This is a genomic window from Streptomyces sp. NPDC048257 (genome assembly GCF_043201855.1).
Lineage (GTDB): Bacteria > Actinomycetota > Actinomycetes > Streptomycetales > Streptomycetaceae > Streptomyces.
The window spans coordinates 134297-160539 of sequence record NZ_JBICZI010000015.1 but is presented as its reverse complement, the minus strand read 5'-3'; the positions used below and the strand labels follow the sequence as shown (position 1 = coordinate 160539).

The window sequence follows — 26243 nt, the reverse complement described above, 5'->3', positions numbered from 1 at the left end:
CCGGCTGCGCCGGGCTTTCCGGGCTCCGCCCCGGACCCCGCGCCTCAAACGCCGGCGAGGCTGAAAGTGGCCCGGCGGGGCCGCGGGCGTAAAGCGGCCCCGCTTCCTGGGGAGAGGGGAGGAAGCGGGGCCGTGGGGTGGGGCGCGTCAGACGTTGAGGCCCGTGTTGCCGAAGGCGCCGTTGAGCAGGCCGATCACGTTCACGGTGTTGCCGACCACGTTCACGGGGATGTGCACGGGGACCTGGACCTGGTTCCCGGAGGCCACGCCGGGCGAGTTCAGGGCCTCGCCCTCCGCGGACGCACCGCCGTGCGCCGAGGAGACACCGGCGCCGGCGGCGAGGAGGCCGCCCGCGATCATGGTGACGGCTGCGGCCTTCTTGAAGTTCTTCACGTTCTCGTCCTCCAGTACGTCTGCCGCGGCCAGCCGCCGCGGCACGCCATGGAGAACGGCCGGCCCGGGATCGGGATACGCCATGTGGGCTACATACACCCGACCGTATGAATCTCAGTCCGGAACGAGACGATCCGATTTACCTCCGATTACTCGGCGATTCCGTGCCTGACCGCCCACAATGCGGCCTGGGTCCGGTCGGAAAGGTCCAACTTCATCAGGATGTTCGAGACGTGGGTCTTGACCGTCTTCTCCGAGAGGACGAGGGCGCGGGCGATCTCGCGGTTGGAGCGGCCGTCGGCGATCAGGCCCAGGACCTCGCGTTCCCGGTCGGTCAGCGAGCCGGGCCGGCCCGCCGGGGCGCCCTGGTCGTCCTGGGAGAGCAGCGCCACCGCCACCTCCGGCTGGAGGAGGACGTGGCCCGCGTGGACCGAGCGGATCGCACCGGCCAGTGCCTCGGGGTCGATGTCCTTGTAGACGTATCCCGCCGCGCCGGCCCGCAGGGCGGGGACCACGGTCCGCTGCTCCGTGAAACTGGTGACGATCAGCACCCGGGCCGGGTTCGCCAGCTCGCGCAGCCTGCGCAGCGCCTCGATGCCGCCCGTGCCCGGCATCTTGATGTCCATCAGGATCACGTCGGGCCGCAGCTCCTCGGCGCGGGCGATGCCCTCCTCGCCGTCGGAGGCCTCGCCGACCACCTCGATGTCCTCCTGGACCTCCAGGAAGGTGCGCAGGCCCCGCCGGACCACCTGGTGGTCGTCGACCAGCAGTACGCGAATGCCGTTGCCGCTTCGGCCGGTGCCGTCAGCCACCGGGGACCTCCATCTCGATCGTGGTGCCCCGACCGGGCTCCGAGTGCACGGTGAGCAGGCCGCCGACGCCGCTGGCGCGGTCCCGCATGGAGACCAGGCCGAGGTGCCGGCCCGCCCGGCGGACGGTCCGGGGGTCGAAGCCCTTGCCGGTGTCCAGGACCCTGAGGAGCGCTCCCCCGGTGGGCGTCCGGGCCAGGGTGACCTCGACGCGGTCGCCCTCGGAGTGCCGCAGGGCGTTGTGGAGGGCCTCCTGCGCGACGCGGAGCAGCGCTTCCTCCTGGGTCGCGGGCAGGGCCCGTACGCCCTCGCAGGTGAAGGTGACGTGCGCGGTGTGGGCGCGGTCGAGTACATGGACGTGCGTCCGCAGGGTGGCGACGAGTCCGTCCTCGTCCAGGGCGGCGGGGCGCAGCTCGGTCACGGCGGCGCGCAGTTCGTCGGCGGCCTCCGCCGCCAGCGCGGCCACCTGCTGGAGCTCGCCCTTGGCCCGGGCCGGGTCGCGGTCGACGAGAGCGGCGGCGGCCTGGGCGGTGAGGCGGAGCGAGAAGAGCTTCTGGCTGACGGCGTCGTGCAGCTCGTGGGCGAGCCGGGAGCGTTCCTCGGCGATGGTGAGCTCCCGGCTGCGCTCGTAGAGCCGGGCGTTGGTGAGGGCGATCGCCGCGTGCTGGGCGAGGAGGGAGAGGAGTTCCTGGTCCTCGTCGGTGAAGCCCTGCCGGCCGCCCGGGGCGCCGCTCTGCTTGTTGGCGAGGAAGAGGGCGCCGAGGGTCTCCTCGCCGTCGCGGATGGGCATGCCGAGGAAGTCGGACATCTCCGGGTGGGCGGACGGCCAGCCCTCGAAGCGCGGGTCCTCGCGTACGTCGGCCAGGCGCTCGGGGCCCCCCTCGTGGAGCATCGCGGCGAGGATGCCGTGCTGGCGGGGCAGCGGGCCGATGTGGCGCCACTGCTCGGCGCTGATGCCGTCCACGACGAACTGGGCGAAGCCGCCGTGGTCGTCCGGGACGCCCAGGGCCGCGTACTCGGCGTCCAGGAGCTCGCGGGCGGACACGACGATCGTGCGCAGGACGTCGCGGACCTCCAGGCGGCGGCTCATGGCGAGCAGTGCGGTGCTCACGGCGGCCAGGCCGCTGGGGGGCCCGCCGTGCGGGGGGCTACCGGTCATGGGCTCACCGTACCCGGGGCCGTGACCTGCGGGATCGGGCCTCGGACGTAGGTCCAACGGACGTGCGGGGGTGGGGCTGGTGGCCGACGCGGCAGGGGGTGGGGCGTTCCTAGGTTGGAGGCATCTGCTGATCGGGAGACGGAAGGCGAGGGTGCAGCCATGTCGGTGGCGATCGTGACGGGGGCGTCCAGGGGGCTCGGCCGGGCACTGGCCGGGGAGCTGGCGGCGCGGGGCTGGGACCTGGTGCTGAGCGCACGGGGTGCGGCGGCCCTGGAGGAGACCGCTGCCGGGCTGGGGCGGGCGGCCGGCGGGAAGGTGGTGGCGGTGGCCGGGGACGTGTCCTCGGCGGCCCACCGGGCGGGGCTGGTGGCGACGGCGCGGGAGCTGGGTGGGCTGGACCTGCTGGTGAACAACGCGGGCGTGCTGGGGGCGGAGCCGTTGGTGCCGCTGGCGGAGCATCCGCTGGGCGGGCTGCGCGCGGCCTTCGAGGTCAATGTGGTGGGGCCGCTGGGACTGGTCCAGGAGGCGCTGCCGCTGTTGCGGACCACACGGGCGGACATGGGCGCCGGGGCGGTGCTGAACATCAGCTCGGACGCGGCGGTGGAGGCGTACGCGACGTGGGGGGCGTACGGGGCGACCAAGGCGGCGGGGGATCTGATCTCGGCGGTGCTGGCGGTGGAGGAGCCGGGGCTGCGGGTGTGGTGGGCGGATCCGGGTTCGATGCGGACGCGGATGATGGCGGCGGCCGAACCCGGCGAGGACCTGGCGGGACTGCCGGCCCCGGAGGAGGTGGCTCCGGCGCTGCTGCGGCTGGTGGAGCGGGCGCTGCCGAGCGGGCGGTACACGGCGCGGGAGCTGGCGGCGCAGGCCGGCTGGGGGGCGGACGCGGGGGCGGTACCGGGGGCGGTGGGGGCGGTCTCGGGAGCCGGGCGGTGAGCAGGCATCGAGCCCGGGAGGAAGGGGGACTGCATATAACAGACATTCCACTGCACCTCATGGCCCGGGTTCCGGCCGAGCAGCGGGGTCCGGGGCTGGGGCGGGACGCCGTGCGGCTGCTGGTGTCCCGGGGCGCCGAGCAGGTGTCGCTGCACGCCTTCCGGGAGCTGCCGCGGCTTCTGCGGGCCGGGGACGTCCTGGTGGTGAACACCTCGGCCACGCTCGCGGCCGCGGTGGGCGCCCGGCTGGGCGGCGAGGAGCTGGTGGTGCACTTCTCGACCCGGGGCGACGACGGCCGCTGGTCGGTGGAGCTGCGCGGCCCGGCCGGCGGGGGGACGACCCGGCCGCGCGCCGGGGGCCCGGCCGGAGCCGTGGTGGAGCTGCCGGACGGCGGCCGTCTGGTCCTGGAGGAACCCCTGGCGGCGGGCGCGGACCGGCTGTGGTGGGCGCGGGCCCTCCCCGAGCCGTACGGGGTTCCGGCCCTGCTGCGGGCGCACGGGCGGCCGATCCGGTACGCGTACACGGAGCGGGACCAGCCGCTCTCGGCGTACCAGACGGTGTTCGCGGTGCCGGCGGCCGACGGGACGGGCTCGGCGGAGATGCCGAGCGCGGGCCGGCCCTTCACGGCGGAGCTGGTGGCGCGGCTGGTGAGCCGGGGGGTGCAGTTCGCCCCGCTGGTCCTGCACGCGGGGGTGGCCTCGCAGGAGGCACACGAGCCGCCGTACCCGGAGCGGTACGAGGTGTCCGCCACGACGGCGGGGCTGGTGAACGCCGCGCGGGCCGCCGGGGGGCGGGTGATCGCGGTGGGGACCACGGCGGTACGGGCCCTGGAGTCGGCCGCGGACGCACGGGGGCGGGTGCGCCCGGCCGCCGGGTGGACCGATCTGGTGGTGACCCCGGAGCGCGGGGTAAGGGCGGTGGACGGGTTGCTGACCGGGCTGCACGAGCCCCGAGCGTCCCATCTGCTGATGCTGGAGGCGGTCGCGGGACGGGCCGCCGTACGGCTCGGGTATGCCGAGGCGCGGGCCCGGCTCTGCCTCTGGCACGAGTTCGGGGACGTCCATCTGCTACTCAAGGATGACAACCGTAACCAACCGCATTGCTGGAGCAACGCACGGTGAAACCGTTACGTGCCCGATGTGACCCCGCACATAGGACCCACATCACTTACGAAGCTCCCTAGTGGACGCATAAAGAGCCTGTCAGCACTGTCCCACCTAGCGCCGAGGCCCGAAATCGGGCCTCGGCGCCCGTGCGTGATCCACTAAGCGGCTTCGTACGTCACACCTTTGCCACAGCATTTTGCCGCCGCTAAGAATTGCTCCCGTCGCACAGCACCGCGGATCCCCCCGGATCCACAAAGCGCCTTCCTGCGACTCCCGCTATTCGAAGAGGTTGCCCCGCCATGTCTGCTTCCCGCACCCCCGGTCACAGTCGTCTGACGAAGGCACACAAGCTGTCCCTTGCCGGTGTCGCCACGCTGAGCGCCGCCGCCGTCGCCTTCTCCCTCGTGCCGGCCGACGCCGCCGAGGCCGAGACGGTCACCGCCGCCCCCGTCGCCTGGACCCAGGCCGTCAACGGCGCGCAGACCAAGACGCTGCAGGGCCACCTCTCCGCACAGCACGTGATCGCCGAGGCGAACGCGAAGGCCGCCGCCAAGGTGAAGGCCGACGCCGACGCGAAGGCCAAGGCCGCCGCGAAGGCCAAGGCCGAGGCCGCCGCGAAGAAGGACCGCGAGCTGAAGGCGGCCGCGAGCCGTTCCGCCGCCCGCACCCCCGTCTTCGCGAACAACCTGGACGGCTGGATCAAGGAAGCCCTCTTCATCATGAAGAAGGAGGGCATTCCGGGCACCTACGCCGGCATCCACAAGAACGTGATGCGCGAGTCCAGCGGTAACCCGATGGCGATCAACAACTGGGACATCAACGCCCAGAACGGCATCCCGAGCAAGGGTCTGCTCCAGGTCATCTACCCGACCTTCAAGACGTACCACGTCAAGGGCACCAAGTTCGACCAGTACGACCCGGTCGCCAACATCGTCGCCGCCTGCAACTACGCGGCCGACCGCTACGGCTCCATGGACAACGTCAACAGCGCCTACTAGGCCCTGGGCGTACCCCCACAGCCCCCATGCGCCTCAGGGCGGCACCCGGACTTCCGGATGCCGCCCTGAGGCGTTTGTCGTGCGTGCGGGTGGTCGTGCCGCCCGCACGCCCGCGTCCTACTTGCCCGCGCGCATGACCTCGGGCTCGTGGCGGCGCAGCAGGCGCTGCACCGCGAAGCCGCAGGCGACGCCGATGAGCAGCAGGATGGTGATGTTCAGGCTCCACTGCCCGATCGTGGCGTCCCAGAGCGGGTCGGTGTTGGTCGGGTTCTCCGCGTCCCACGGCGGCATGAGCTTGCCGAGGTTCAGCGTGGTGCCGGCGGCGGCGATGGCCCAGCGGGACGGCATCAGCCAGGCGAACTGCTCCAGGCCCGGGGAGTCGTAGACCTGGAAGAGGATGCCGGTGAAGACGACCTGGACGATCGCGAACATGACCAGCAGCGGCATGGTCTTCTCGGCGGTCTTCACCAGCGAGGAGATCACCAGGCCGAACATCATCGAGGTGAAGCCGAGCGCGATGACCGACAGGCAGATCTCGACGGCCGGCGGCATGAGCAGGCCCTCGGCGGGCAGGTCGCGCGGGAAGAAGCCGATCGCGCAGATGATCACGCCCTGGATGGCCGTGATGACACCGAGGACGATCACCTTCGACATCAGGTACGCGGACCGGTACAGACCCGTCGCGCGTTCTCGCTCGTAGATGACCCGTTCCTTGATCAACTCACGGACCGAGTTGGCGGCGCCCGAGAAGCACATGCCGACCGCGAGGATCAGCATGATCGTGCCGGCGTCGCCGTTGAAGCGGGACGGCGCGACGGGCGGCGCGAGGCCGAACTTCGCGGGGATCACCGTGGAGACCACGCCCAGGACGGCGGGCAGGAGCACCATCAGGGCCAGGAAGCCCACGTCCGACGCGATCACCGAGACGTAGCGGCGCATCAGCGTCCACAGCTGCGAGCCCCAGCCCTGCGGCTTGGTCGGGCGCATGTGCTGGGCCGAGGGCATCGCGACGGACTGCGGGGCGACCGCGTCGATGTCGGCGGCGTAGAGCTGATAGTGCTGGGAGCCCTTCCAGCGGCCGGCCCAGTCGTAGTCGCGGTAGTTCTCGAAGGCCGAGAACACGTCCGCCCACGTGGTGTAGCCGAAGAAGTTCAGCGCCTCGTCCGGCGGGCCGAAGTACGCGACCGACCCGCCCGGGGCCATGACCAGCAGCTTGTCGCAGATGGCCAGCTCGGCGACCGAGTGGGTGACGACGAGGACCGTGCGGCCGTCGTCGGCGAGGCCGCGCAGCAGCTGCATGACGTCGCGGTCCATGCCCGGGTCGAGGCCCGAGGTCGGCTCGTCCAGGAAGATCAGCGACGGCTTGGTCAGCAGCTCGAGGGCGACGGACACGCGCTTGCGCTGACCACCCGAGAGCGCGGTGATCTTCTTGTCCTTGTGGATGTCGAGCTTGAGCTCGCGCAGTACCTCGTCGACGCGGGCGGCGCGCTCGGACTCGGCGGTGTCGCCGGGGAAGCGCAGCTTGGCCGCGTACTTGAGGGCCGTACGGACGCGCAGTTCCTTGTGCAGGATGTCGTCCTGCGGGACCAGGCCGATGCGCTGGCGGAGCTCCGCGAACTGCTTGTACAGGTTGCGGTTGTCGTAGAGGACGTCGCCATGGTCGGCGGGCCGGTAGCCGGTCAGCGCCTTGAGCAGGGTGGACTTGCCGGAGCCCGACGGTCCGATGACACCGATCAGCGACTTCTCCGGGACGCCGAAGGTGACGTCCTTGAGGATCTGCTTGCCGCCGTCGACCGTGACCGTGAGGTGGCGGGCCGAGAAGGAGACCTCGCCGGTGTCGACGAACTCCTCGAGGCGGTCGCCGACGATACGGAACGTCGAGTGACCGACGCCGACGATGTCGTTCGGGCCGAGCAGCGCGGTACCGGACTTCGCCAGCGGCTGGCCGTTGACGTAGGTGCCGTTGTGGCTGTCGAGGTCGTGGATCTCGAAGCGGCCGCCGGGCATCGAGCGGAACTCGGCGTGATGGCGGGAGACCTGGAGGTCGGAGACCACCAGCTCGTTCTCCAGCGCACGGCCGATCCGCATGACGTGGCCCAGCGAGAGCTGGTGGAACGTCGTCGGGCTGCGGTCGCCGTAGGCCGGCGCGCCCCCCTGCGGCGGGCGGGAGGCGCCGCCGCCCTGCTGGTGCGGGAGGTGGGCCTGCGGCTGCTGCGCCTGCTGGTGCTGCGCGTGCTGCTGCTGTTCCCAGGCCTGGTGCTGGGGCTGCTGCTGCGGCGGGGCCTGGTAGGCCGGGGCCTGCGGCTGGGCGTACGCCTGCGCCGGGGCCTGCGGTGCGTGCTGCGCCACGGCGGGCTGCGGCGCCGCGGCGGCGCTCAGGTTCAGCCGCGGGCCGTCCGTCGCGTTGCCCAGGTGGACCGGCGTGCCGGGCACGAGCTCGGTCTGCTGGACCCTGGCCCCGTGCACGTAGGTGCCGTTGGTGCTGCCGTGGTCCTCGATGCCCCAACCCCGGCCGTTCCAGGTGATGGTGGCATGCCGCCACGACACCCGGGCATCGTCGATCACCACGTCTCCCTGGGGGTCACGCCCCAGCGAGTACGACCTGGACGGATCGAGCGTCCAGGTCCTTCCATTCAATTCCAGTACGAGTTCCGGCACTCCAGCCCCACTTAAGTCCCCCGAGAATCCCCCATGACGTCAGGGAGTCTAGGGATGGCGAACATCCGGGGGAACTATTTCAGGCCCACAGCCGTATGTGGAATCCGGGCCTTGCCGGGGCGTCCACGACAGCCCGTTGACGGGGTCGAAAGTCACCCGGAGGGTGAGATACGGGACTTCTCGCCCGGTGGTCCCGTCGCGTACCGCTCGGTAGGCATCGGGGGCCACCGTATGCGCCGCATCCGTTGGGGAGACGTGCTGCTGTCCGCGGTCGCCGCCGCGGGCTGGGCCCTGATCGTGATGGCGGGAGTGGCCGGGCTGGGGCTGCACCTGCTGGGCGCGGACGCCGCGGGAGGCTCGCTCGGGGCGGGGCGGCCCTCCCGACCCGGATGCGCCGGCGGCCCCGTACGCGAGCGGTGCCGCCGGGCCGGTCGGATGGGGAGGCCCGGCCGACCCGAGCAGCCCGGTCGGCCCGGCTTCGCCGCCCGCGTGGGCGCACCCGTACCTGGATCCGGACGTCTCCTGGGACGTGACCGTCACCGGTATCCCGCCACGCCCGCCGAGGCCGGCGCGGCCCGCCCACCGGCCGCCCTTCACCCCGCCCCCGCCGCCGGGCGCCCCGCCGCCGCCCCCGAGGCCACCCGGACCGCCGCGTCCGCCGAAGCCGCCGGGGGCGAGGTGAGCGCGGGACCACCCGTCCGGCCGGGCGACCGGCGCGTTCAGGAAGTGGGACGGGGGTCCTGTCATGTGGGCCGGGAAGATACGGTGAGGGCACCATGAGCGCATCGCAGACCTCCGACGTCCCCACCCTCCTCGTCAAGATCTTCGGCAAGGACCGTCCCGGGATCACCGCCGGGCTGTTCGACACCCTCGCCGCCTACTCCGTCGACGTCGTCGACATCGAGCAGGTCGTCACCCGTGGCCGCATCGTCCTGTGCGCCCTCGTCACCAAGCCCGCCGGCGGCGCCGAAGGCGACCTGCGGGCCACCGTCCACAGCTGGGCCGAGTCCCTCAAGATGCAGGCCGAGATCCTCTCCGGTACCGGTGACAACCGCCCGCGCGGCAGTGGCCGCTCGCACGTCACCGTGCTCGGGCACCCGCTCACCGCCGAGTCCACCGCCGCCATCGCCGCACGGATCACCGCGACCGGCGGCAACATCGACCGTATCTTCCGGCTCGCCAAGTACCCGGTGACGGCGGTGGAGTTCGCCGTCTCCGGCGTCGAGACCGAGCCGCTGCGCACCGCGCTGGCCACCGCCTCCGCGCACATCGGCGTGGACGTGGCCGTGGTCTCGGCCGGGCTGCACCGCCGGGCCCAGCGCCTGGTCGTCATGGACGTGGACTCGACCCTCATCCAGGACGAGGTCATCGAGCTGTTCGCCGCGCACGCCGGGTGCGAGGCCGAGGTCGCCGAGGTCACCGAGCGGGCCATGCGCGGCGAGCTGGACTTCGAGCAGTCGCTGCACGCCCGGGTGGCGCTGCTCGCGGGCCTGGACGCGTCCGTCGTGGACAAGGTCCGGGCCGAGGTGCAGCTGACCCCGGGCGCGCGGACCCTGATCCGTACGCTCAAGCGGCTCGGCTACCAGGTGGGTGTGGTCTCCGGCGGCTTCACCCAGGTGACGGACGATCTGCGGGAGCGGCTGGGGCTGGACTTCGCCTCCGCCAACACGCTGGAGATCGTCGACGGGAAGCTGACGGGCAAGGTCACCGGCGAGATCGTGGACCGGGCGGGCAAGGCCCGGCTGCTGCGCCGCTTCGCCGCGGAGGCCGACGTACCGCTGTCCCAGACCGTGGCCATCGGTGACGGCGCGAACGACCTGGACATGCTGAACGCGGCCGGGCTGGGCGTGGCGTTCAACGCCAAGCCGGTGGTCCGCGAGGCCGCCCACACCGCGGTGAACGTGCCCTTCCTCGACGCGGTGCTGTACCTGCTCGGGATCACCCGCGAGGAGATCGAGGCCGCCGACCTGGCCTGACCCCCTGCGATGCGAACGGGCCCCGGCAGCCGCATCGGCTGCCGGGGCCCGTTCGTGCTCGGGGGCGGCGGTCAGAGGCCCTTGGGGGTCCAGTAGTCGAGCAACGTGCCGACCCCGTGCTCCACGGACTTCCACGATCCGGTGAAGGAGATCACGGCGAGGGCCGCGGTCGGGAATCCCGTACGGGTCATACGCGCCAGGGTGTCGCCCTCCGCGCGCCCGGAGAGGGCGTCGGCGAGGGCGTGCATGCCGGGGTTGTGCCCGATGACGAGGAGGTCCGAGACCTCGTCGGAGGTCTCGTTGAGCAGGGCGATGAGCTCGCCCAGCGAGGCGTCGTAGAGCCTCTCCTCGTAGTGCGTCTTCGGGCGGTGCGGCATCTCCTGGACGGCGAGCTTCCAGGTCTCGCGGGTGCGAGCGGCGGTGGAGCACAGGGCCAGGTCGAAGACGATGCCTGTTTCGGCGAGCTTCAGACCGACGGCCGGCGCGTCCTTGCGGCCTCGTTCCGCGAGCGGGCGTTCGTGGTCGGACACCTCGGGCCAGTCGGCCTTGGCGTGCCGGAGGAGGGTGATCCTGCGGGGTGTGTCGGCGCTCATGGCTCCCAGCTTCGCATGAAACGAGCCACGGGGCGCAGGGTGTTGGGGGGGCTCACCCCGGGAGGCGGCGGGTGCGCGGAGGGTCAGCCGACGGCGCGCAGGAGCTGCTCGGCGACCTGGACCAGGCCGGTGACCTCACCGGTGGCCGCGTGGGCCTCACCGGACCCGGCGAGGAGCAGCAGCAGGAGCCCGAAGGCGAGGGCGGGCAGGGCCAGCGCCCACCAGTGCAGCCGGGTGCCGGCGGCGGTGACGGCGCGGGCCCGGCGGGCGGACGGGCCCGACGGGAGGGGCTTGATGTGCGTGGGGGCCGACATGGCCGCCTCCCAGGGTGTGGACCGGACTGATTCGCTGCCTTCGAATCTATGGATCCGGGGCAGCGGTTCCCATCCGGGGCACACCCCACTTCACCCTGAGCCCTACCCCCTAGGGGTGGTGGGGTTAGCCCCACCCTCCGGGGGAGGGCGCAGTCACGGGGTCACGCCGTCACGGGGAGGCGATCGTGGCGATGACGGAGATGATCACGGTCACGGCGAGGATCGCGCCGAGCACGAGGCCGAGCTTCTTGCGGCCGTCCTGCGGGTTCGGTTCAAGTACGGGCGACATGCCCGTCAGTCTCGCATGCCGCATTCGTCCTCGATCGTGCGGTCCCGTCCGGCCAGGACGCCCAGCACGATCTGCGGTACGAGGAGTCCGGCCATCAGGGCGAGCGGCAGGTCCCAGCCGCCGCTGTGCTGGTAGACGGTGCCGATGACCAGGGGGCCGGGGATCGAGATGAGGTAGCCGGTGCTCTGGGCGAAGGCGGAGAGCTTGACCACGCCGGCCGGGGACTTGGCGCGCAGCCCGATGAGGGTGATGACGAGGGGGAAGGCGCAGTTGGAGACGCCGAGCAGGAGCGCCCAGGCCCAGGCTCCGGCGACGGGGGCGAGGTAGAGCCCGAGGTAGCCGATCAGGCCGAAGGCACCGAGGGTGACGGCGATGGCGCCCTGGTTCTTCATCCGGGCGGCCAGGCCCGGGATGACGAAGGCGAGCGGGACGCCCATGACCATGGTGACGGCGAGGAGCACTCCGGCGGTGGAGGCGGAGACCCCGGCGTCGCGGAAGATCTGCGGGAGCCAGCCCATGGTGATGTACGCGCCGGTGGCCTGGAGGCCGAAGTAGCAGGCCAGGGCCCAGGCGGTACGGCTGCGGACGATCCGCGGGCCGGCGTCGGCGCCCGCGGCGGCCCGCGCGCCGGACCCGGCGGCAGCGGCGGCAGCGGCGGCAGCGGCGGCAGCGGCGGCAGCGGCGGCAGCGGCGGCAGCGGCCCGGTCGGCGCGCCGGGAGGCGCGGGCGACGGGCAGCCAGGGCAGTACGGCGAGCAGCGCGAGCACGGCCCAGACCAGCAGGCCGGTGCGCCAGCTGCCGCCGAGGGCGCCGGTCAGCGGGACGGTCGCGGCGGCGGCGAGCGAGGTGCCGGCGGCCAGGGACATGGAGTAGAGGCCGGTCATGGTGCCGGCCCGGTCCGGGAAGTAGCGCTTGACGATCACCGGGAGCAGCACGTTGGTGAGGGCTATGCCGGCCAGGGACAGGGCGCTGGCGGCGAGGAAGCCGACGGCTCCGGTCGCGAAGGGACGGATCAGCAGGCCGGTGGCGACGGCGGCCATGCCGGCGCAGACGACGGCGGCCGGGCCGAAGCGGCGGGAGAGCCGGGGCGCGGTCACGCCGAAGACGGCGAAGCAGAGCGCGGGGACGGAGGTGATCAGTCCGGCGACGGTGCCGCTCATGCCGAGGCCCGTGCGGGTTTCCTCGAAGAGGGCGCCGAGGCTGGTGATGGCAGGCCGCAGATTGAGGGCGGCCAGCACGATTCCGACGATGAGCACCGGACCGAGCCAGGTCGGGGCGACCTGGGCGGGGGCGGGAAGGTGCCGGTCAGGGGTGGTGCGCACGACCGGCGGTCGGTGCATGGTCTGGATTTCTTCGTCGAACATTGAACCATCATAGAATCATGGGATGATTGGTTGTCCAGTCGCTCTTGAGAGGAACCCATGCCGCTGACCTCGCCCCGGCGCTCCGCACTCGTCGATCAGGTGATCGCCCAGCTGCGGAATCAGATCACTTCCGGAGAGTGGCCGGTCGGCGCCCGCATTCCGACGGAACCGGAACTCGTCGAGCTGCTCGGCGTCGCCCGCAACACGGTGCGCGAGGCCGTCCGGGCGCTGGCGCACAACGGTCTCCTCGACATCCGGCAGGGCTCGGGCACGTACGTCATCGCCACCAGCGAGCTGGCCGGTGTCATGCACCAGCGCTTCGCCGGGGCCGAGCCGCGGCACATCGCCGAGCTGCGTTCGACGCTGGAGTCCTCGGCGGCCCGGCTGGCGGCGGAGCGGCGCACCGAGCGGGACCTCGTACAGCTGGACGCCCTGCTGGCGCGCCGCGAGGAGGCCTGGGCGGGCGGGGACGCGGAGGTCTTCGTGGCGGCGGACGTGAGTCTGCACATGGCGGTGGTGACGGCCTCGCACAACGACGTGCTGATCGAGCTCTACGCGGACCTCGGCGACCTGGTGGCCGACTGGCTGCGGGCGGACGTGGGCACCGAGCTGCACCCTTCCGCCCATCTGGACCACGCCCGGCTGATCGAGGCGATCCGGCGGGGGGACGGGGGTGCGGCCGCCTCGGAGGCGGCGGGCTACCCGTTCGCCTGCCTCGGCCGCACCGCACAGGAGGAACCGCTCACGGGCGCCGGTGGCTGACCCAGGCCGAGCGGACCTCCTTCCAGCAGCGGCCGACGAGCTCGACCCGGCCGGCGGGGCCGACGGTCACGGCGAGCCCGTCGCCGTCCACGTCCCACCAGCGGTCGCACTCGACGTGCAGCCGTACGAGGTCGGTCTCCGGGTAGCCGTTGTGGCAGTAGGCCGTCACCTGCGAGCCCTCGATCACGGTGTCGCATGCGGCCCCGAAGAGTTCACGCCCGGCGGGCCTGGCCGGCTGCGCGGGAGGTTCGGCGGGGATCTCGGCGGGGATCTCGGCGAGCTCCACGAGGGCCGGGGCAACCGACTCGGGTCCGGGTGCGGGATCGCCCGCGCCGTCCGCGGGTTGCGCGGCCGCTCCGGGGACCAGGAGGCCGGTCAGGATCACCGACGTGACCAGCACGGATACCGCTCGGCTCGGTCTCGCACGCACTCCTACCTCCTCCCCGCAGGAACCGAGAAGATCCCGGCTTGGTCAGTTTGCAGGCATCTGTCCCGCTTTTCGACTCGGGAAGATCCAGTCGGCCGGTGAACATGCGATCGAGCGCGCCGCCGCGGAACGCAAACGGCGGCGGCCGCGCCTCCCGGAGGGGAAGCGCGGCCGCCGCCGTACGGACGCGGGAGACCGATCGGAGATCAGGCACCCATCGCGTGCAGGCCGCCGTCCACGTGGACGATCTCGCCGGTGGTCTTCGGGAACCAGTCGGACAGCAGGGCCACGATGGCCTTGCCCGTCGGCTCCGGGTCGCTCATGTCCCACTCCAGCATGGAGCGGGTGTTCCAGACCTCCGCGAGGTCCGAGAAGCCCGGGATGGACTTCGCGGCCATCGAGCCGAGCGGACCGGCCGAGACCAGGTTGCAGCGGATGTTCTCCTTGCCCAGGTCACGGGCGAGGTAGCGGCTGGTGGCCTCCAGGGCCGCCTTGGCCGGGCCCATCCAGTCGTACTGCGGCCAGGCGAACTGCGCGTCGAAGGTGAGGCCGACGATGGCCGCGCCCTCCGCCGGGAACAGCGGCTTGCAGGCCATGGCCAGCGACTTCAGCGAGAACGCCGAGACGTGCATGGCGGTGGCGACCGACTCGAACGGGGTGTTCAGGAAGTTGCCGCCGAGGGCGTCCTGCGGCGCGAAGCCGATCGAGTGGAGGACGCCGTCGAGGCCGCCGAGCTCGTCGCGGACGAGGCCCTCCAGGCGGGCGAGGTGCTCGTCGTTGGTGACGTCGAGCTCGATCACCTTGACCGGCTTGGGCAGCTTCTTGGCGATGCGCTCGGTCAGGCTCGGGCGCGGCCACGCGGTGAGGATGACCTCGGCGCCCTGCTCCTGGGCCAGCTTGGCGGCGTGGAAGGCGATGGACGACTCCATCAGCACCCCGGTGATGAGGATGCGCTTGCCGTCGAGAATTCCGCTCATGGTGATCAGTGACCCATGCCCAATCCGCCGTCAACGGGAATGACGGCTCCTGTGATGTACGCGGCGTCGTCGGACGCCAGGAAGCTCACGGCTGCCGCGATCTCCTCGGGCTGCGCGTAACGGCCGAGCGGCACCTGGCCCACGATGCCCGCGCGCTGCTCGTCGGTGAGCACCTTCGTCATGTCGGTGTCCACGAAACCGGGGGCGACCACGTTGAAGGTGATGTTGCGCGAACCCAGCTCGCGGGCGAGGGAGCGGGCGAAGCCGACCAGCGCGGCCTTGGAGGCGGCGTAGTTGGCCTGGCCCGCCGAGCCCATGAGCCCGACGACCGAGGAGATCAGGACGACGCGGCCCTTCTTGGCACGGAGCATGCCACGGTTCGCGCGCTTGACCACCCGGAACGTGCCGGTGAGGTTGGTGTCGAGGACCGAGGTGAAGTCCTCCTCGGACATGCGCATCAGCAGCGTGTCCTTGGTGATTCCGGCGTTGGCCACCAGCACCTCGACCGCGCCGTGCTTGTCCTCGATCTCCTTGTAGGCCTGCTCCACCTGCTCGGAGTCGGTGATGTCGCACCGCACCGCCAGAACACCGAGCGAGGTGAGCGCCTCCGGCGGCTCACCCGACCGGTACGTGATCGCGACCTTGTCGCCCGCCTCCGCGAAGGCTCGGGCGATGGCGAGGCCGATGCCCCGGTTTCCTCCGGTGACGAGAACCGAGCGGCTCAACGGATCACCCTTTCGCTAGCGGTCTTGAATACCAAAAACCTATAGGTCGCATCGCTCGTACGGAGAATCGACCCCCGACAGGGCCTTGCGACGGGCTCTGTCGAATCCCTACAGAAAGATGTAGGCACAAGGGCTCCGATCGCGACATGATCGGGGCGACCGGCTCCGACCACGGGAGGACTTCCGTGCCCCATTCCATCGACGCGGCCTTCACCGCGCTGCCCCTGCGGGCGCTCGCCGACGCGGCGCTCGCCCGGGCCCGCGCGCTGGGCGCCGAGCATGCCGACTTCCGGCTGGAGCGGATCCGCAGCGCCTCCTGGCGCCTGCGGGACGCCAAGCCCTCGGGTGGGTCCGACACCACCGACCTCGGGTACGCGGTCCGGGTGGTGCACGGGGGCAGTTGGGGATTCGCCTCCGGTGTGGACCTGACCATGGACGCCGCCGCCAAGGTGGCCTCGCAGGCCGTGGCCATGGCGAAGCTGTCCGCCCAGGTGATCAAGGCCGCCGGTTCCGACGAGCGGGTGGAGCTCGCCGACGAGCCGGTGCACACCGACCGGACGTGGATCTCCGCGTACGACGTGAACCCCTTCGAGGTACCGGACGCGGAGAAGGCGGCGCTGCTCGCCGACTGGAGCTCGCGGCTGCTGGCGGCGGACGGGGTCGCCCACGTCGACGCCTCGCTCCTCGCCGTGCACGAGAACAAGTTCTACGCCGACACCGCGGGCACCTCGACCACGCAGCAGCGGGTCCGGATCCACCCGCAGCTCACCGCGGTCGCCGTGGACGGCACGACCGGCGAGTTCGACTCGATGCGCACCATCGCCCCGCCCGCCGGCCGCGGCTGGGAGTACCTGACCGGCACCGGCTGGGACTGGAACTCCGAGCTGGAGCAGATCCCCGGCCTGCTCGCCGAGAAGATGCGGGCGCCGAGCGTCGAGGCCGGGCGCTACGACCTGGTGGTGGACCCGTCCAACCTGTGGCTGACCATCCACGAGTCCATCGGCCACGCCACCGAGCTGGACCGGGCGCTGGGCTACGAGGCGGCGTACGCGGGGACCTCCTTCGCCACCTTCGACCAGCTGGGCAAGCTCAAGTACGGCTCCCCGATCATGAACGTGACGGGTGACCGCACCGCCGAGCACGGGCTGGCCACCGTCGGCTTCGACGACGAGGGCGTCCAGGCGCAGAGCTGGGACCTGGTCAAGGACGGCACCCTGGTCGGCTACCAGCTGGACCGGCGGATCGCGAAGCTGACCGGCCTCGGGCGCTCCAACGGCTGCGCCTTCGCCGACTCCCCCGGGCACGTGCCCGTACAGCGGATGGCGAACGTGTCCCTCCGGCCGGATCCGGGCGGGCTGTCGACCGAGGACCTGATCGGCGGGGTGGAGCGCGGGATCTACGTGGTCGGCGACCGCTCCTGGTCGATCGACATGCAGCGCTACAACTTCCAGTTCACCGGGCAGCGGTTCTTCCGGATCGAGAACGGCAGGCTGGCGGGGCAGCTGCGCGACGTCGCGTACCAGGCCACCACCACCGACTTCTGGGGCTCGATGGAGAAGGTCGGCGGCCCGCAGACCTACGTCCTGGGCGGCGCCTTCAACTGCGGCAAGGCCCAGCCGGGCCAGGTCGCGGCGGTCTCGCACGGCTGCCCGTCCGCGCTGTTCCGCGACGTGAACATCCTGAACACCACGCAGGAGGCCGGGCGATGAGCTCGTCGAACCGCATCACCAAGCCCCACGAGATCGTCGAGCGGGCGCTGGAGCTGTCCACCTCCGACGGCTGCGTCGTCATCGCCGACGAGGAGTCGAGCGCCAATCTGCGCTGGGCGGGCAACGCCCTGACGACGAACGGCGTGACCCGTGGCCGGACCCTGACGGTCATCGCCACGGTCGACGGCAAGGAGGGCACGGCCTCGGGGGTCGTCTCGCGCTCCGCCGTGACCGCGGACGACCTGGAGCCGCTGGTCCGGGCCGCCGAGGCGGCCGCCCGCGGGGCGGGCCCGGCCGAGGACGCCCAGTCGCTGGTCACCGGGACCCCGGCCTCGCCGGCCTTCACCGACGCCCCGGCCGAAACCACCTCCGCGGTGTTCGCGGACTTCGCCCCGGCCCTCGGCGAGGCCTTCGCCCGCGCCCGCGAGGGCGGCCGGGAGCTGTACGGCTTCGCCAACCACGAGCTGGTCTCCACCTACGTCGGCACCTCGACGGGCCTGCGGCTGCGGCACGACCAGCCGAACGGCACCCTCGAGCTCAACGCGAAGTCCCCGGACCGGCAGCGCTCCGCCTGGGCGGGCCGCTCGACCCGGGACTTCAAGGACGTGGACCCGACCGTGCTGGACGCGGAGCTGGCCGTGCGCCTCGGCTGGGCGGAGCGGAAGATCGACCTGCCCGCGGGCCGGTACGAGACGCTGCTGCCGCCGACCGCCGTGGCGGACCTGCTGATCTACCAGATGTGGTCGGCGGCGGCCCGCGACGCGGTGGAGGGCCGTACGGTCTTCTCCAAGCCCGGCGGAGGCACCCGGCTCGGCGAGAAGCTGTCCGAGCTGCCGCTGACCCTGCGCAGCGACCCGAACGCGCCGGGCCTGGAGTCCGCGCCGTTCGTGATCGCGCACAGCTCCGGTGACGACGCCTCGGTGTTCGACAACGGCCTGCCGGTCCCGGCGACCGAGTGGATCCGGGGCGGGCAGCTGAACCGGCTGAGCACGACCCGGCACACCGCGGGCCTGACCGGGATGCAGCTCTCCCCCGGCTTCGGGAACCTGATCCTGGACGCGGGCGGCGAGAAGTCGCTGGAGGAGATGGTCGCGGCCACCGAGCGGGGCCTGCTGCTGACCTGCCTCTGGTACATCCGCGAGGTGGACCCGGCGACGCTGCTGCTGACGGGCCTGACCCGGGACGGCGTCTACCTGGTGGAGAACGGCCAGGTGGTCGGCGAGGTCAACAACTTCCGGTTCAACGAGTCCCCCGTGGACCTGCTGTCGCGGGCCTCGGAGGCCGGCCGGACCGAGAAGACCCTGCCGCGCGAGTGGAGCGACTGGTTCACGCGTGCGGCGATGCCCGCGCTGCGTATCCCGGATTTCAACATGAGTTCGGTAAGCAAGGGCGTCTGACCACCTAGAATGTGCGCGTAACCCCTCATCCACGTCCCTACTCACTCCATCTCAAGGAGAGTCACGACCGTGACTGACATCGTCGACGAACTGAAGTGGCGCGGGCTCTTCGCCCAGTCCACCGACGAAGAAGCGCTGCGCAAGGCCTTCGCGGACGGTCCGGTCACCTTCTATTGCGGCTTCGACCCGACCGCGGCCTCGCTGCACGTGGGGCACCTGGTCCAGGTGCTCACCGTGCGCCGGCTCCAGCAGGCCGGCAACCGGCCGCTAGCGCTGGTCGGCGGGGCCACCGGGCAGATCGGCGACCCGCGACCGACGGCCGAGCGGACTCTGAACGACCCGGAGACCATCGCGAACTGGGTGACCCGGCTGCGCACCCAGATCGAGCCGTTCCTGTCCTTCGAGGGCGAGAACGCGGCGCTCATGGTGAACAACCTGGACTGGACGGCGGGCATGTCCGCCATCGAGTTCCTGCGGGACATCGGCAAGCACTTCCGGGTCAACAAGATGCTGACGAAGGACTCGGTCGCCAAGCGGCTCGACTCCGACCAGGGCATCAGCTACACGGAGTTCAGCTACCAGCTGCTCCAGGGCATGGACTTCCTGGAGCTGTACCGGCGCTACGGCTGCGTGCTCCAGCAGGGCGGCTCCGACCAGTGGGGCAACCTGACGGCCGGACTCGACCTGATCCACCGGGTCGAGCCGGGTGCGGTCGTGCACGCGCTGGCGACGCCGCTGATGGTCAAGGCCGACGGCACCAAGTTCGGCAAGTCCGAGAGCGGGGCCGTGTGGCTCGACCCGGAGATGACCACGCCGTACGCGTTCTACCAGTTCTGGCTGAACGTGGACGACCGGGACATCTCCACCTACATGCGGATCCTGTCCTTCAAGTCCCGGGAGGACCTTGAGGCACTGGAGGCGCAGACAGCCGAGCGGCCGCAGGCGCGTGCCGCCCAGCGGGCGCTGGCGGAGGAGCTGACCACGCTGGTGCACGGCGCCGACCAGTGCGCCGCCGTGATCGCCGCGTCGAAGGCGCTGTTCGGTCAGGGCGACCTGGCGGAGCTGGACGAGGCCACGCTGGCCGCGGCCCTGTCCGAGCTGCCGCACGCCCGGGTGACGGAGCTCGGTCTCGTGGTGGACATGCTCGCGGAGACCGGCCTGGTCGCGAGCAAGTCGGCCGGCCGCCGGACCGTGAAGGAGGGCGGCGCCTACGTGAACAACGCGAAGGTCACCGCCGAGGACGCGGTCCCCGCGGCGGAGGAGCTGCTGCACGGGCGCTGGCTGGTACTGCGCCGGGGCAAGAAGAACCTCGCCGCGGTGGAGGTCACCGGCGCCTGACGCGTCGTAGGACGCCGCGGAGCGCGGCGGAGGGGCCGGTTCGGACGTTTGTCCGGCCGGCCCCTCCGTCATGACCCGCGGTGCGTCACGTCATCCGCCGTTTGCCCTTGATCGCTCCGTACATCATCTCGCCGAGGCCGACCACGACCACGGCTCCGATGAGCTGCAGCAGGTGCCGCGTCCAGTCGATGCCCTTGGTCTCACCGACGCCGATCCAGGTGGCCACGGCATTGCCGAGGACGGAACCGGCGATGCCGAAGAGGGTGGTCAGCCAAAGGGGCTGGTGCTGTTTGCCCGGCAGGATGGCCTTGGCTATCAGCCCCAGCACGAAACCGACGATGATCGCCCACAACCAATGCATGTCGAGCCTCCTCCTGGCGCGTTGTGCGCACGTGGGCCCAGTCTCGGCCCGCCCGGCGTACTGCGCATTTCGGACGGCGCCGTCAGGGGGTCCCCCCTCTCCCCGCGGCCCGGGGGCGGGCGTACCGTGGGAGCGTCCGGGCCGGGAGTGCCCGGCGGGCGATCGGGTGGTGGAGCGTGGAGCGGACGAAGCGGCAGAAGCAGCACGGGGCCGAGGTCTTCCGGATCACCGGCGCGCGGATGGGGCTCGCCGAGGACGTGCGGGGCCGTCAGCGCCGGTACGTGATCTCGATGACCGTCAGGACCCTGTCGGTCATCGCGACCGTGCTGCTCTGGAACGTGCAGCGCCCCATCGCCATCGTGACGCTCGTCGCGGGCGCCCTGCTCCCCTACGTGGCCGTGGTCATCGCCAACGCGGGGCGCGAGTCGACGCCCTCGCTGCCTTCGCACTTCGTCCCGGCCCCTGATCGACCGGCGCTCGACGCGGGAAACCTCAAGAAAAGCTCAGATCAATCATGAAGTTCCGGTGCACTCCACCGGGTCCTGCGTGACATACTGCTCACGCGCTCCGCATCCCCCGTCGGAGCGACGGACCGACGCCGGGCAGCTCCCCCCGTGGCTGCTCGGCGTCGCCATTCCGTTCTAATGTGGGGCCGTGACTTCCTCCAGCGCCTCCGGCCCCGACGAGACCCCCACCTGCTCCGCCAAGGGCTGCCGCGACGCGGCCGTATGGGTCCTGGCGTGGAACAACCCGACGCTGCACACGCCGGAGCGGCGCAAGACCTGGCTGGCGTGCGAGGAGCACCGCGAACACCTCTCCCAGTTCCTGGGGGTCCGCGGATTCCTCAAGGACGTCGTGAAGCTGGACGAGTGGGTGCAGCCGGAGGGCTCGGAGCGCCTCCGCTGACCTGTCCGGGCCGGGTCAGCCGCCGATCGCGGACATCGGGCGGTCGGGCTGCAGGAAGGATGGGTCGTCGAGACCGGACCCGGCCTTCTTGCCCCACATGGCGACCTTCCAGAGCCGGGCGATCTCCTCGTCCGGGGCGCCCGAGCGCAGGGCGGCGCGCAGGTCCGACTCCTCGGTCGCGAACAGGCACGTACGCACCTGACCGTCGGCCGTGAGCCGGGTACGGTCGCAGGCTCCGCAGAACGGGCGGGTGACCGAGGCGATGACGCCGACGGTGGCCGGGCCGCCGTCGACCACCCAGCGCTCGGCCGGGGCGGAGCCGCGCTCGTCGGCGCCTTCCTCGGTGAGCGTGAAGCGGGTGCGCAGGGACTCCAGGATGTCCCCCGCGGTGATCATGCCGTCGCGCTTCCAGCCGTGCTGGGCGTCGAGCGGCATCTGCTCGATGAAGCGGAGCTCGTACTCGTTCTCCACGGCCCAGGCCAGCAGGTCGGGGGCCTCGTCGTCGTTGAGGCCGGGCATGAGCACGGCGTTGACCTTGACGGGGGTGAGGCCGGCCTCGCGGGCCGCGGCCATGCCCTCGATGACGTCCTTGTGCCGGTCGCGGCGGGTGAGGGTCTTGAAGACCTCGGGCCGCAGGGTGTCCAGGGAGACGTTCACCCGGTCCAGGCCGGCGGCCTTCAGGGCCTGCGCGGTGCGCTTGAGGCCGATGCCGTTGGTGGTCAGCGACATCCTCGGGCGGGGCTCCAGGGCCGCGCACTGCTCGACGATCCCGACCAGGCCGGGACGGAGCAGCGGCTCGCCGCCGGTGAACCGGACCTCGGTGATGCCGAGCCGGGTGACCGCGATGCGGATCAGCCGGACGATCTCGTCGTCACTGAGCAGGTCCGACTTGCCGAGCCACTGCAGCCCCTCTTCGGGCATGCAGTAGGTGCAGCGCAGATTGCACCGGTCGGTCAGTGAGACGCGCAGGTCAGTGGCCACGCGGCCGTAGGTATCGAGAAGCACTGTGGGCCCCCTCCCCTGTCCGGAAGTAGGTACGCGCAACATGGGATCTACTTCACGCGTTCTATTTCGAGACTACGGGACGCCCGTGCCGTCCAGGGGTGCCCGAACGAACGAGACGTGACGTGACCGCGTCGTAGGGAACTACGACGCGGCCACGCTGGGTGTTCGGACGATGTCAGTGCGCCCCTGTTCCGGTGAGGGAGCGGACCTCCAGCTCGGCGAACTTCTGGGGGTCGGCCTCCTCCTTAGAAAGGACGGTTCCCAGCCATCCGAGCAGGAAGCCGAGGGGGATCGAGATGATGCCCGGGTTCTCCAGCGGGAACCAGAAGAAGTCGGCGTCCTTGAACATCGAGGTGGGCTTGCCGGAGACGACCGGGGAGAACAGCACCAGGCCGACCGCCGAGACCAGTCCGCCGTAGATGGACCAGAGCGCGCCCTGCGTGGTGAAGCGCTTCCAGAAGAGGCTGTAGAGGATCGTCGGCAGGTTCGCGGAGGCGGCGACCGCGAAGGCGAGCGCGACCAGGCCGGCCACGTTCAGGTCGCGGGCCAGTGCGCCGAGGCCGATGGCGACGGCTCCGATGACGACGGTGGACCAGCGGGCCGCGCGCATCTCCTCCTTCTCGGTGGCCTTGCCCTTGCGGATCACGTTCACGTACAGGTCGTGCGCGAAGGACGAGGAGGAGGCGAGGGTGAGGCCGGCGACGACGGCGAGGATGGTGGCGAAGGCGACCGCGGAGATCACGGCGAGCAGGACGGCGCCGCCGGTGGAGTCGGGGCCGCCGCCGACGGCTTGCGCGAGCAGGGGCGCGGCGGTGTTGCCGGCCTTGTTCGACTTCAGGATTTCGGCGCGGTCCAGCAGGGCCGCTGCCCCGAATCCGAGGGCGATCGTCATCAGGTAGAAGGCGCCGATGATGCCGATGGCCCAGATCACGGACTTACGGGCGGCCTTGGCGGTGGGCACCGTGTAGAAGCGGATCAGGATGTGCGGAAGCCCCGCGGTGCCGAGGACGAGGGCGATGCCGAGCGAGAGGAAGTCCAGCTTGGAGGTCGAGTCCTTGCCGTACTTGAGGCCGGGTTCGAGGAACTTCGCCCCCTGTCCGCTGTTCTCGGCGGCCTTGCCCAGCAGGTCGGAGATGTTGAAGTTGAACTTCACCAGCACCAGGAAGGTGATCAGCAGGGTGCCCGCGATCAGCAGCACCGCCTTGATCATCTGGACCCAGGTGGTGCCCTTCATACCGCCGATGGTCACGTAGACGATCATCAGTACGCCGACCAGCGCGACCACGGCCACCTTGCCGGCGTCGCTGGTGATGCCCAGCAGCAGCGAGACGAGCACGCCGGCGCCGGCCATCTGGGCGAGCAGGTAGAAGATCGAGACCACGATGGTGGAGGTGCCTGCGGCGGTGCGGACGGGCCGCTGGCGCATCCGGTAGGCGAGGACGTCGCCCATCGTGTAGCGGCCGGAGTTGCGCAGCGGCTCGGCGACGAGCAGCAGGGCGACCAGCCAGGCGACGAGGAAGCCGATGGAGTAGAGGAAGCCGTCGTAGCCGAAGAGGGCGATGGCTCCGGCGATGCCGAGGAAGGACGCGGCGGACATGTAGTCGCCGGAGATCGCGAGGCCGTTCTGGAAGCCGGTGAACTGGCGGCCGCCCGCGTAGAAGTCGGAGGCGCCCTTCGTCTGGCGGCCGGCCCAGACGGTGATGATCAGGGTGGCGACGACGAACAGCCCGAACAGGGTGATGATCAGCGGCCGGTGCTCGGAGGCGCCCGCGGCGAGCGTCGTCAGGTGGTGCGTGCTGCTCATTCGGCGGCCTCCATCCGCGCCTTGATGGCCTCTGCCTTGGGGTCGAGCTCCGCGGCGGCGTGCCGCGCGTAGAACCAGGCGATCAGGAAGGTCGTCGCGAACTGGGCGAGGCCGAGCACGAGGGCGACGTTGATGTTGCCGAAGAGCTTGGTCCCCATGAAGCCGCCCGCGTAGTTGGACAGCAGGACGTAGAGCAGGTACCAGGCAATGAAGGCCACGGTGAGCGGGAAGGCGAAGGAGCGGTAGGAGCTGCGCAGTTCTGCGAACTCCGCGCTCTGCTGGACGCTCGCGTACTCGTCGGCCGTGGGGCCCGCCAGTGGCGTTTCCGCGCTGCCCGGCGGCGGCGCTGCTTCGGTGGTCACGGGGGAATCTCCTTGTGACGCGGGTGCGGTGGGGACGACGGACAAAACAACCTCCGTGTGGGGGGACGGCGGTGCTGATCCCCCCTGTCAACGGCACGGACGGCGTGTCGGGACGGTTCAGCACCCATTGATTCTTCGGAAACCGATTTCTCGAACTGATGGCGTAGGGGCGAACGGCGACGCTAGGTTCGCTTGTCATGCACCCGTCCGACGCGCCCGCGTGCGGGCGGCTTTTCGAAGATGATCTGGAGAACCCATGGATCAGCTGGGGTCACGTGCGCCCAAGAAGCGCAGCCGTGCTCTCGCCGTACCGGTCGGCCTGGCGCTCACCGCCTCGCTCGCCTTCCTGCCCGCGGTCTCCGCCTCGGCCGCCGCGCTGGGCGGCACGGCCGACGCGGCGACGGCCTCGAAGGCCGGCACCTCCGGCCCCGAGCTGTCGTACGTGGCCAACCTGAACGCGTACGCCACGGTGAAGGCGGCGAAGAAGGCCGTCGAGCGGGCCGGCGGAACGGTGGTGACGGCCTATGAACAGATCGGGGTGGTCGTCGCACACTCCCAGAACCCGGACTTCGCCAAGCAGCTGCGGGCCCAGCGCGGCCTGTTCGTGTCGGTCGGAGCCACCCGGACGGCCCCGATGTCGGCGGTGCAGACCACGGAGGAGGGCCAGACCCAGCAGCTGAGCGCGGCGGACGCCGCCAGGGCGGCGGCAGCGGCGCAGGAGGGTCAGGAGCCGCTGGAGCCCAACCAGTGGGACCTGCGGACGATCAAGGCCGACAAGGCTCACAAGATCAACGATGGCAGCCGGAACGTCACGGTGGGCATCATCGACACGGGTGTCGACGACACCCACCCCGATCTCGCCCCGAACTTCTCCAAGAGCCAGTCGGCCAACTGCGTGGGCGGCGTCGCCGACACCACGGAGGGCGCCTGGCGCCCGTACGCCGACGGCAGCGACCACGGCACGCACGTGGCCGGCACCATCGGGGCCGCGCGCAACGGCATCGGCGTCAGCGGTGTCGCGCCGGGCGTGAAGATCGCCGCGATCAAGGTGAGCGAGCCCGGGACCAGCCTCTTCTACACCGAGGCGGTCCTCTGCGGCTTCATGTTCGCCGCCGAGAAGGGGATCGAGGTGACCAACAACAGCTACTACGTCGACCCCTGGCTCTTCAACTGCAAGTCCGACGACGACCAGAAGGCGCTGGTGGAGGCCATCGGCCGGGCCACCACGTACGCCGAGCGCAAGGGCACGCTGCACGTGGCCTCGGCCGGCAACTCCGACCAGGACCTGGCGGCCGACTCCCTCGTCGACGAGAGCAGCCCGAACGACACCACCCCGGTTCCGCGGACCGTCGACCCGAAGGTCTGCCTGGACCTGCCGACGCAGCTGCCGGGTGTGGTCACGGTCTCGGCGACCGGCGACAAGGGCCTGCGCTCGTACTACTCCAGCTACGGCCTCGGGGTCGTGGACGTCGCGGCCCCGGGCGGCGACAAGTGGCAGGTCCCGAACACCCCGGACGCCAACGGGCGCGTGCTGTCGACCGTCCCGGGCGGGCTCTACGGCTACAAGCAGGGCACGTCGATGGCCGCCCCGCACGTCGCGGGCGTCGCGGCGCTGCTCAAGAGCGCCCACCCGTCGGCCACGCCCTCGCAGCTCCAGGCGATGCTGAAGGCCCAGTCCACGAAGGCGGCCTGCCCGACGCAGATATACGACGCCGCGGGCACCCTGATCGACGCCACCACCTGCCGCAGCAAGTGGGGGCAGACGGGCTACTACGGCTACGGCGTGATCGACGCGCTCAAGGCCGTGAAGTAACCCCCGTCGGAACGAGGCGGACGGGCCGGGCGGGATCACCCGCCCGGCCCGTCCTTTCGTTC

The 26243-nt window shown here is 71.3% G+C and carries 26 protein-coding genes; 11 read left to right on the top strand and 15 right to left on the bottom strand.

The window, feature by feature from the left end; genetic code table 11:
* Window positions 1-147 precede the first annotated feature (147 nt).
* The 3 genes from ACGFZK_RS25780 to ACGFZK_RS25770 all read right to left on the bottom strand — a co-directional run bounded on the left by ACGFZK_RS25780 (window position 148) and on the right by ACGFZK_RS25770 (window position 2361).
* Window positions 148-393 (bottom strand): chaplin, encoded by a 246-nt coding sequence (locus tag ACGFZK_RS25780; RefSeq protein ID WP_393851239.1) that lies wholly within the window; start codon window positions 391-393, stop codon window positions 148-150.
* A 149-nt stretch (window positions 394-542) separates the two neighbouring features.
* Window positions 543-1205, bottom strand: a complete 663-nt coding sequence (locus ACGFZK_RS25775) for a response regulator (RefSeq protein WP_393851219.1) — start codon at window positions 1203-1205, stop codon at window positions 543-545.
* The gene (locus ACGFZK_RS25770) at window positions 1198-2361 is read right to left on the bottom strand and encodes a GAF domain-containing sensor histidine kinase (RefSeq protein WP_393851218.1); all 1164 of its coding nucleotides are present in this window, start codon (window positions 2359-2361) and stop codon (window positions 1198-1200) included. The genes ACGFZK_RS25775 and ACGFZK_RS25770 overlap by 8 nt, the downstream gene beginning before the upstream one ends.
* A gap of 159 nt (window positions 2362-2520) precedes the next feature.
* Here ACGFZK_RS25770 and ACGFZK_RS25765 point away from each other — a divergent pair, with 159 nt between their 5' ends.
* The 3 genes from ACGFZK_RS25765 (at window position 2521) to ACGFZK_RS25755 (ending at window position 5401) form a co-directional block, all read left to right on the top strand.
* The gene (locus ACGFZK_RS25765; RefSeq protein ID WP_393851217.1) at window positions 2521-3297 is read left to right on the top strand and encodes an SDR family NAD(P)-dependent oxidoreductase; all 777 of its coding nucleotides are present in this window, start codon (window positions 2521-2523) and stop codon (window positions 3295-3297) included.
* 59 nt (window positions 3298-3356) lie between these two features.
* Window positions 3357-4418, top strand: coding sequence for an S-adenosylmethionine:tRNA ribosyltransferase-isomerase (locus tag ACGFZK_RS25760; RefSeq protein WP_393851216.1), 1062 nt, complete (start codon window positions 3357-3359; stop codon window positions 4416-4418).
* Window positions 4419-4702: 284 nt separating this feature from the next.
* Window positions 4703-5401, top strand: coding sequence for a transglycosylase SLT domain-containing protein (locus ACGFZK_RS25755; protein WP_393851215.1), 699 nt, complete (start codon window positions 4703-4705; stop codon window positions 5399-5401).
* A gap of 117 nt (window positions 5402-5518) precedes the next feature.
* Here ACGFZK_RS25755 and ACGFZK_RS25750 read toward each other — a convergent pair whose 3' ends face one another.
* The gene (locus tag ACGFZK_RS25750) at window positions 5519-8038 is read right to left on the bottom strand and encodes an FHA domain-containing protein (protein ID WP_393851238.1); all 2520 of its coding nucleotides are present in this window, start codon (window positions 8036-8038) and stop codon (window positions 5519-5521) included.
* Between the two features lie 797 nt (window positions 8039-8835).
* Here ACGFZK_RS25750 and serB point away from each other — a divergent pair.
* Window positions 8836-10035, top strand: a complete 1200-nt coding sequence (gene serB / locus ACGFZK_RS25745; protein WP_030012237.1) for a phosphoserine phosphatase SerB — start codon at window positions 8836-8838, stop codon at window positions 10033-10035.
* Between the two features lie 71 nt (window positions 10036-10106).
* On the opposite strand, the gene ACGFZK_RS25740 is transcribed toward serB, so the two are convergent.
* The 4 genes from ACGFZK_RS25740 to ACGFZK_RS25725 all read right to left on the bottom strand — a co-directional run bounded on the left by ACGFZK_RS25740 (window position 10107) and on the right by ACGFZK_RS25725 (window position 12595).
* A complete protein-coding gene (locus ACGFZK_RS25740; protein WP_393851214.1) occupies window positions 10107-10628 on the bottom strand; it encodes a SixA phosphatase family protein in 522 nt (173 codons plus the stop codon).
* An 83-nt stretch (window positions 10629-10711) separates the two neighbouring features.
* Window positions 10712-10942: a hypothetical protein gene (locus ACGFZK_RS25735; protein ID WP_393851213.1), complete on the bottom strand. Its 231-nt coding sequence runs from the start codon at window positions 10940-10942 to the stop codon at window positions 10712-10714.
* A gap of 169 nt (window positions 10943-11111) precedes the next feature.
* On the bottom strand, window positions 11112-11231 hold the full coding sequence (locus ACGFZK_RS25730) for an SGM_5486 family transporter-associated protein (protein WP_327261826.1): 120 nt from the start codon (window positions 11229-11231) through the stop codon (window positions 11112-11114).
* 5 nt (window positions 11232-11236) lie between these two features.
* Entirely contained in the window at window positions 11237-12595 is a 1359-nt protein-coding gene (locus ACGFZK_RS25725) for a CynX/NimT family MFS transporter (RefSeq protein ID WP_393851212.1), read from the bottom strand.
* A 57-nt stretch (window positions 12596-12652) separates the two neighbouring features.
* Here ACGFZK_RS25725 and ACGFZK_RS25720 point away from each other — a divergent pair, with 57 nt between their 5' ends.
* Window positions 12653-13357 (top strand): FadR/GntR family transcriptional regulator, encoded by a 705-nt coding sequence (locus ACGFZK_RS25720; RefSeq protein WP_393851211.1) that lies wholly within the window; start codon window positions 12653-12655, stop codon window positions 13355-13357.
* Here ACGFZK_RS25720 and ACGFZK_RS25715 read toward each other — a convergent pair.
* From ACGFZK_RS25715 to fabG, 3 genes are all read right to left on the bottom strand, one after another.
* Window positions 13338-13787 carry a hypothetical protein gene (locus ACGFZK_RS25715; protein ID WP_393851210.1) on the bottom strand — a complete coding sequence of 150 codons (450 nt, stop codon included), beginning with the start codon at window positions 13785-13787 and terminating at the stop codon, window positions 13338-13340. The genes ACGFZK_RS25720 and ACGFZK_RS25715 overlap by 20 nt on opposite strands.
* A 203-nt stretch (window positions 13788-13990) precedes the next feature.
* Window positions 13991-14761, bottom strand: a complete 771-nt coding sequence (fabI, locus tag ACGFZK_RS25710; protein WP_393851209.1) for an enoyl-ACP reductase FabI — start codon at window positions 14759-14761, stop codon at window positions 13991-13993.
* 5 nt (window positions 14762-14766) lie between these two features.
* Window positions 14767-15486, bottom strand: coding sequence for a 3-oxoacyl-[acyl-carrier-protein] reductase (gene fabG, locus ACGFZK_RS25705; protein ID WP_030386476.1), 720 nt, complete (start codon window positions 15484-15486; stop codon window positions 14767-14769).
* A 185-nt stretch (window positions 15487-15671) separates the two neighbouring features.
* Between fabG and ACGFZK_RS25700 the strand changes: the two genes are divergently transcribed.
* The 3 genes from ACGFZK_RS25700 to tyrS all read left to right on the top strand — a co-directional run bounded on the left by ACGFZK_RS25700 (window position 15672) and on the right by tyrS (window position 19930).
* The gene (locus ACGFZK_RS25700; RefSeq protein WP_393851208.1) at window positions 15672-17195 is read left to right on the top strand and encodes a TldD/PmbA family protein; all 1524 of its coding nucleotides are present in this window, start codon (window positions 15672-15674) and stop codon (window positions 17193-17195) included.
* A complete protein-coding gene (locus ACGFZK_RS25695) occupies window positions 17192-18592 on the top strand; it encodes a metallopeptidase TldD-related protein (RefSeq protein ID WP_393851207.1) in 1401 nt (466 codons plus the stop codon). The genes ACGFZK_RS25700 and ACGFZK_RS25695 overlap by 4 nt, the downstream gene beginning before the upstream one ends.
* Before the next feature lie 69 nt (window positions 18593-18661).
* Complete coding sequence (gene tyrS / locus ACGFZK_RS25690; RefSeq protein WP_393851206.1) at window positions 18662-19930, top strand: tyrosine--tRNA ligase; 1269 nt, start codon at window positions 18662-18664, stop codon at window positions 19928-19930.
* A gap of 85 nt (window positions 19931-20015) precedes the next feature.
* Here the strand turns inward: tyrS and ACGFZK_RS25685 are convergent, their stop codons facing one another.
* Window positions 20016-20291: a GlsB/YeaQ/YmgE family stress response membrane protein gene (locus ACGFZK_RS25685; protein ID WP_393851205.1), complete on the bottom strand. Its 276-nt coding sequence runs from the start codon at window positions 20289-20291 to the stop codon at window positions 20016-20018.
* Between the two features lie 239 nt (window positions 20292-20530).
* Between ACGFZK_RS25685 and ACGFZK_RS25680 the strand changes: the two genes are divergently transcribed.
* On the top strand, window positions 20531-20809 hold the full coding sequence (locus tag ACGFZK_RS25680; RefSeq protein ID WP_393851237.1) for a DUF3099 domain-containing protein: 279 nt from the start codon (window positions 20531-20533) through the stop codon (window positions 20807-20809).
* A gap of 136 nt (window positions 20810-20945) precedes the next feature.
* Window positions 20946-21197, top strand: coding sequence for a hypothetical protein (locus tag ACGFZK_RS25675; protein ID WP_393851204.1), 252 nt, complete (start codon window positions 20946-20948; stop codon window positions 21195-21197).
* Window positions 21198-21212: 15 nt separating this feature from the next.
* On the opposite strand, the gene moaA is transcribed toward ACGFZK_RS25675, so the two are convergent.
* The 3 genes from moaA to ACGFZK_RS25660 form a co-directional block, all read right to left on the bottom strand.
* The gene (gene moaA / locus ACGFZK_RS25670) at window positions 21213-22202 is read right to left on the bottom strand and encodes a GTP 3',8-cyclase MoaA (protein ID WP_393851203.1); all 990 of its coding nucleotides are present in this window, start codon (window positions 22200-22202) and stop codon (window positions 21213-21215) included.
* A 175-nt stretch (window positions 22203-22377) separates the two neighbouring features.
* Entirely contained in the window at window positions 22378-24006 is a 1629-nt protein-coding gene (locus ACGFZK_RS25665; RefSeq protein WP_393851202.1) for a cation acetate symporter, read from the bottom strand.
* On the bottom strand, window positions 24003-24368 hold the full coding sequence (locus ACGFZK_RS25660; protein ID WP_393851201.1) for a DUF485 domain-containing protein: 366 nt from the start codon (window positions 24366-24368) through the stop codon (window positions 24003-24005). The genes ACGFZK_RS25665 and ACGFZK_RS25660 overlap by 4 nt, the downstream gene beginning before the upstream one ends.
* A 256-nt stretch (window positions 24369-24624) precedes the next feature.
* Here ACGFZK_RS25660 and ACGFZK_RS25655 point away from each other — a divergent pair, with 256 nt between their 5' ends.
* Complete coding sequence (locus ACGFZK_RS25655) at window positions 24625-26181, top strand: S8 family serine peptidase (RefSeq protein WP_393851200.1); 1557 nt, start codon at window positions 24625-24627, stop codon at window positions 26179-26181.
* The last annotated feature ends 62 nt before the right edge of the window (window positions 26182-26243 follow it).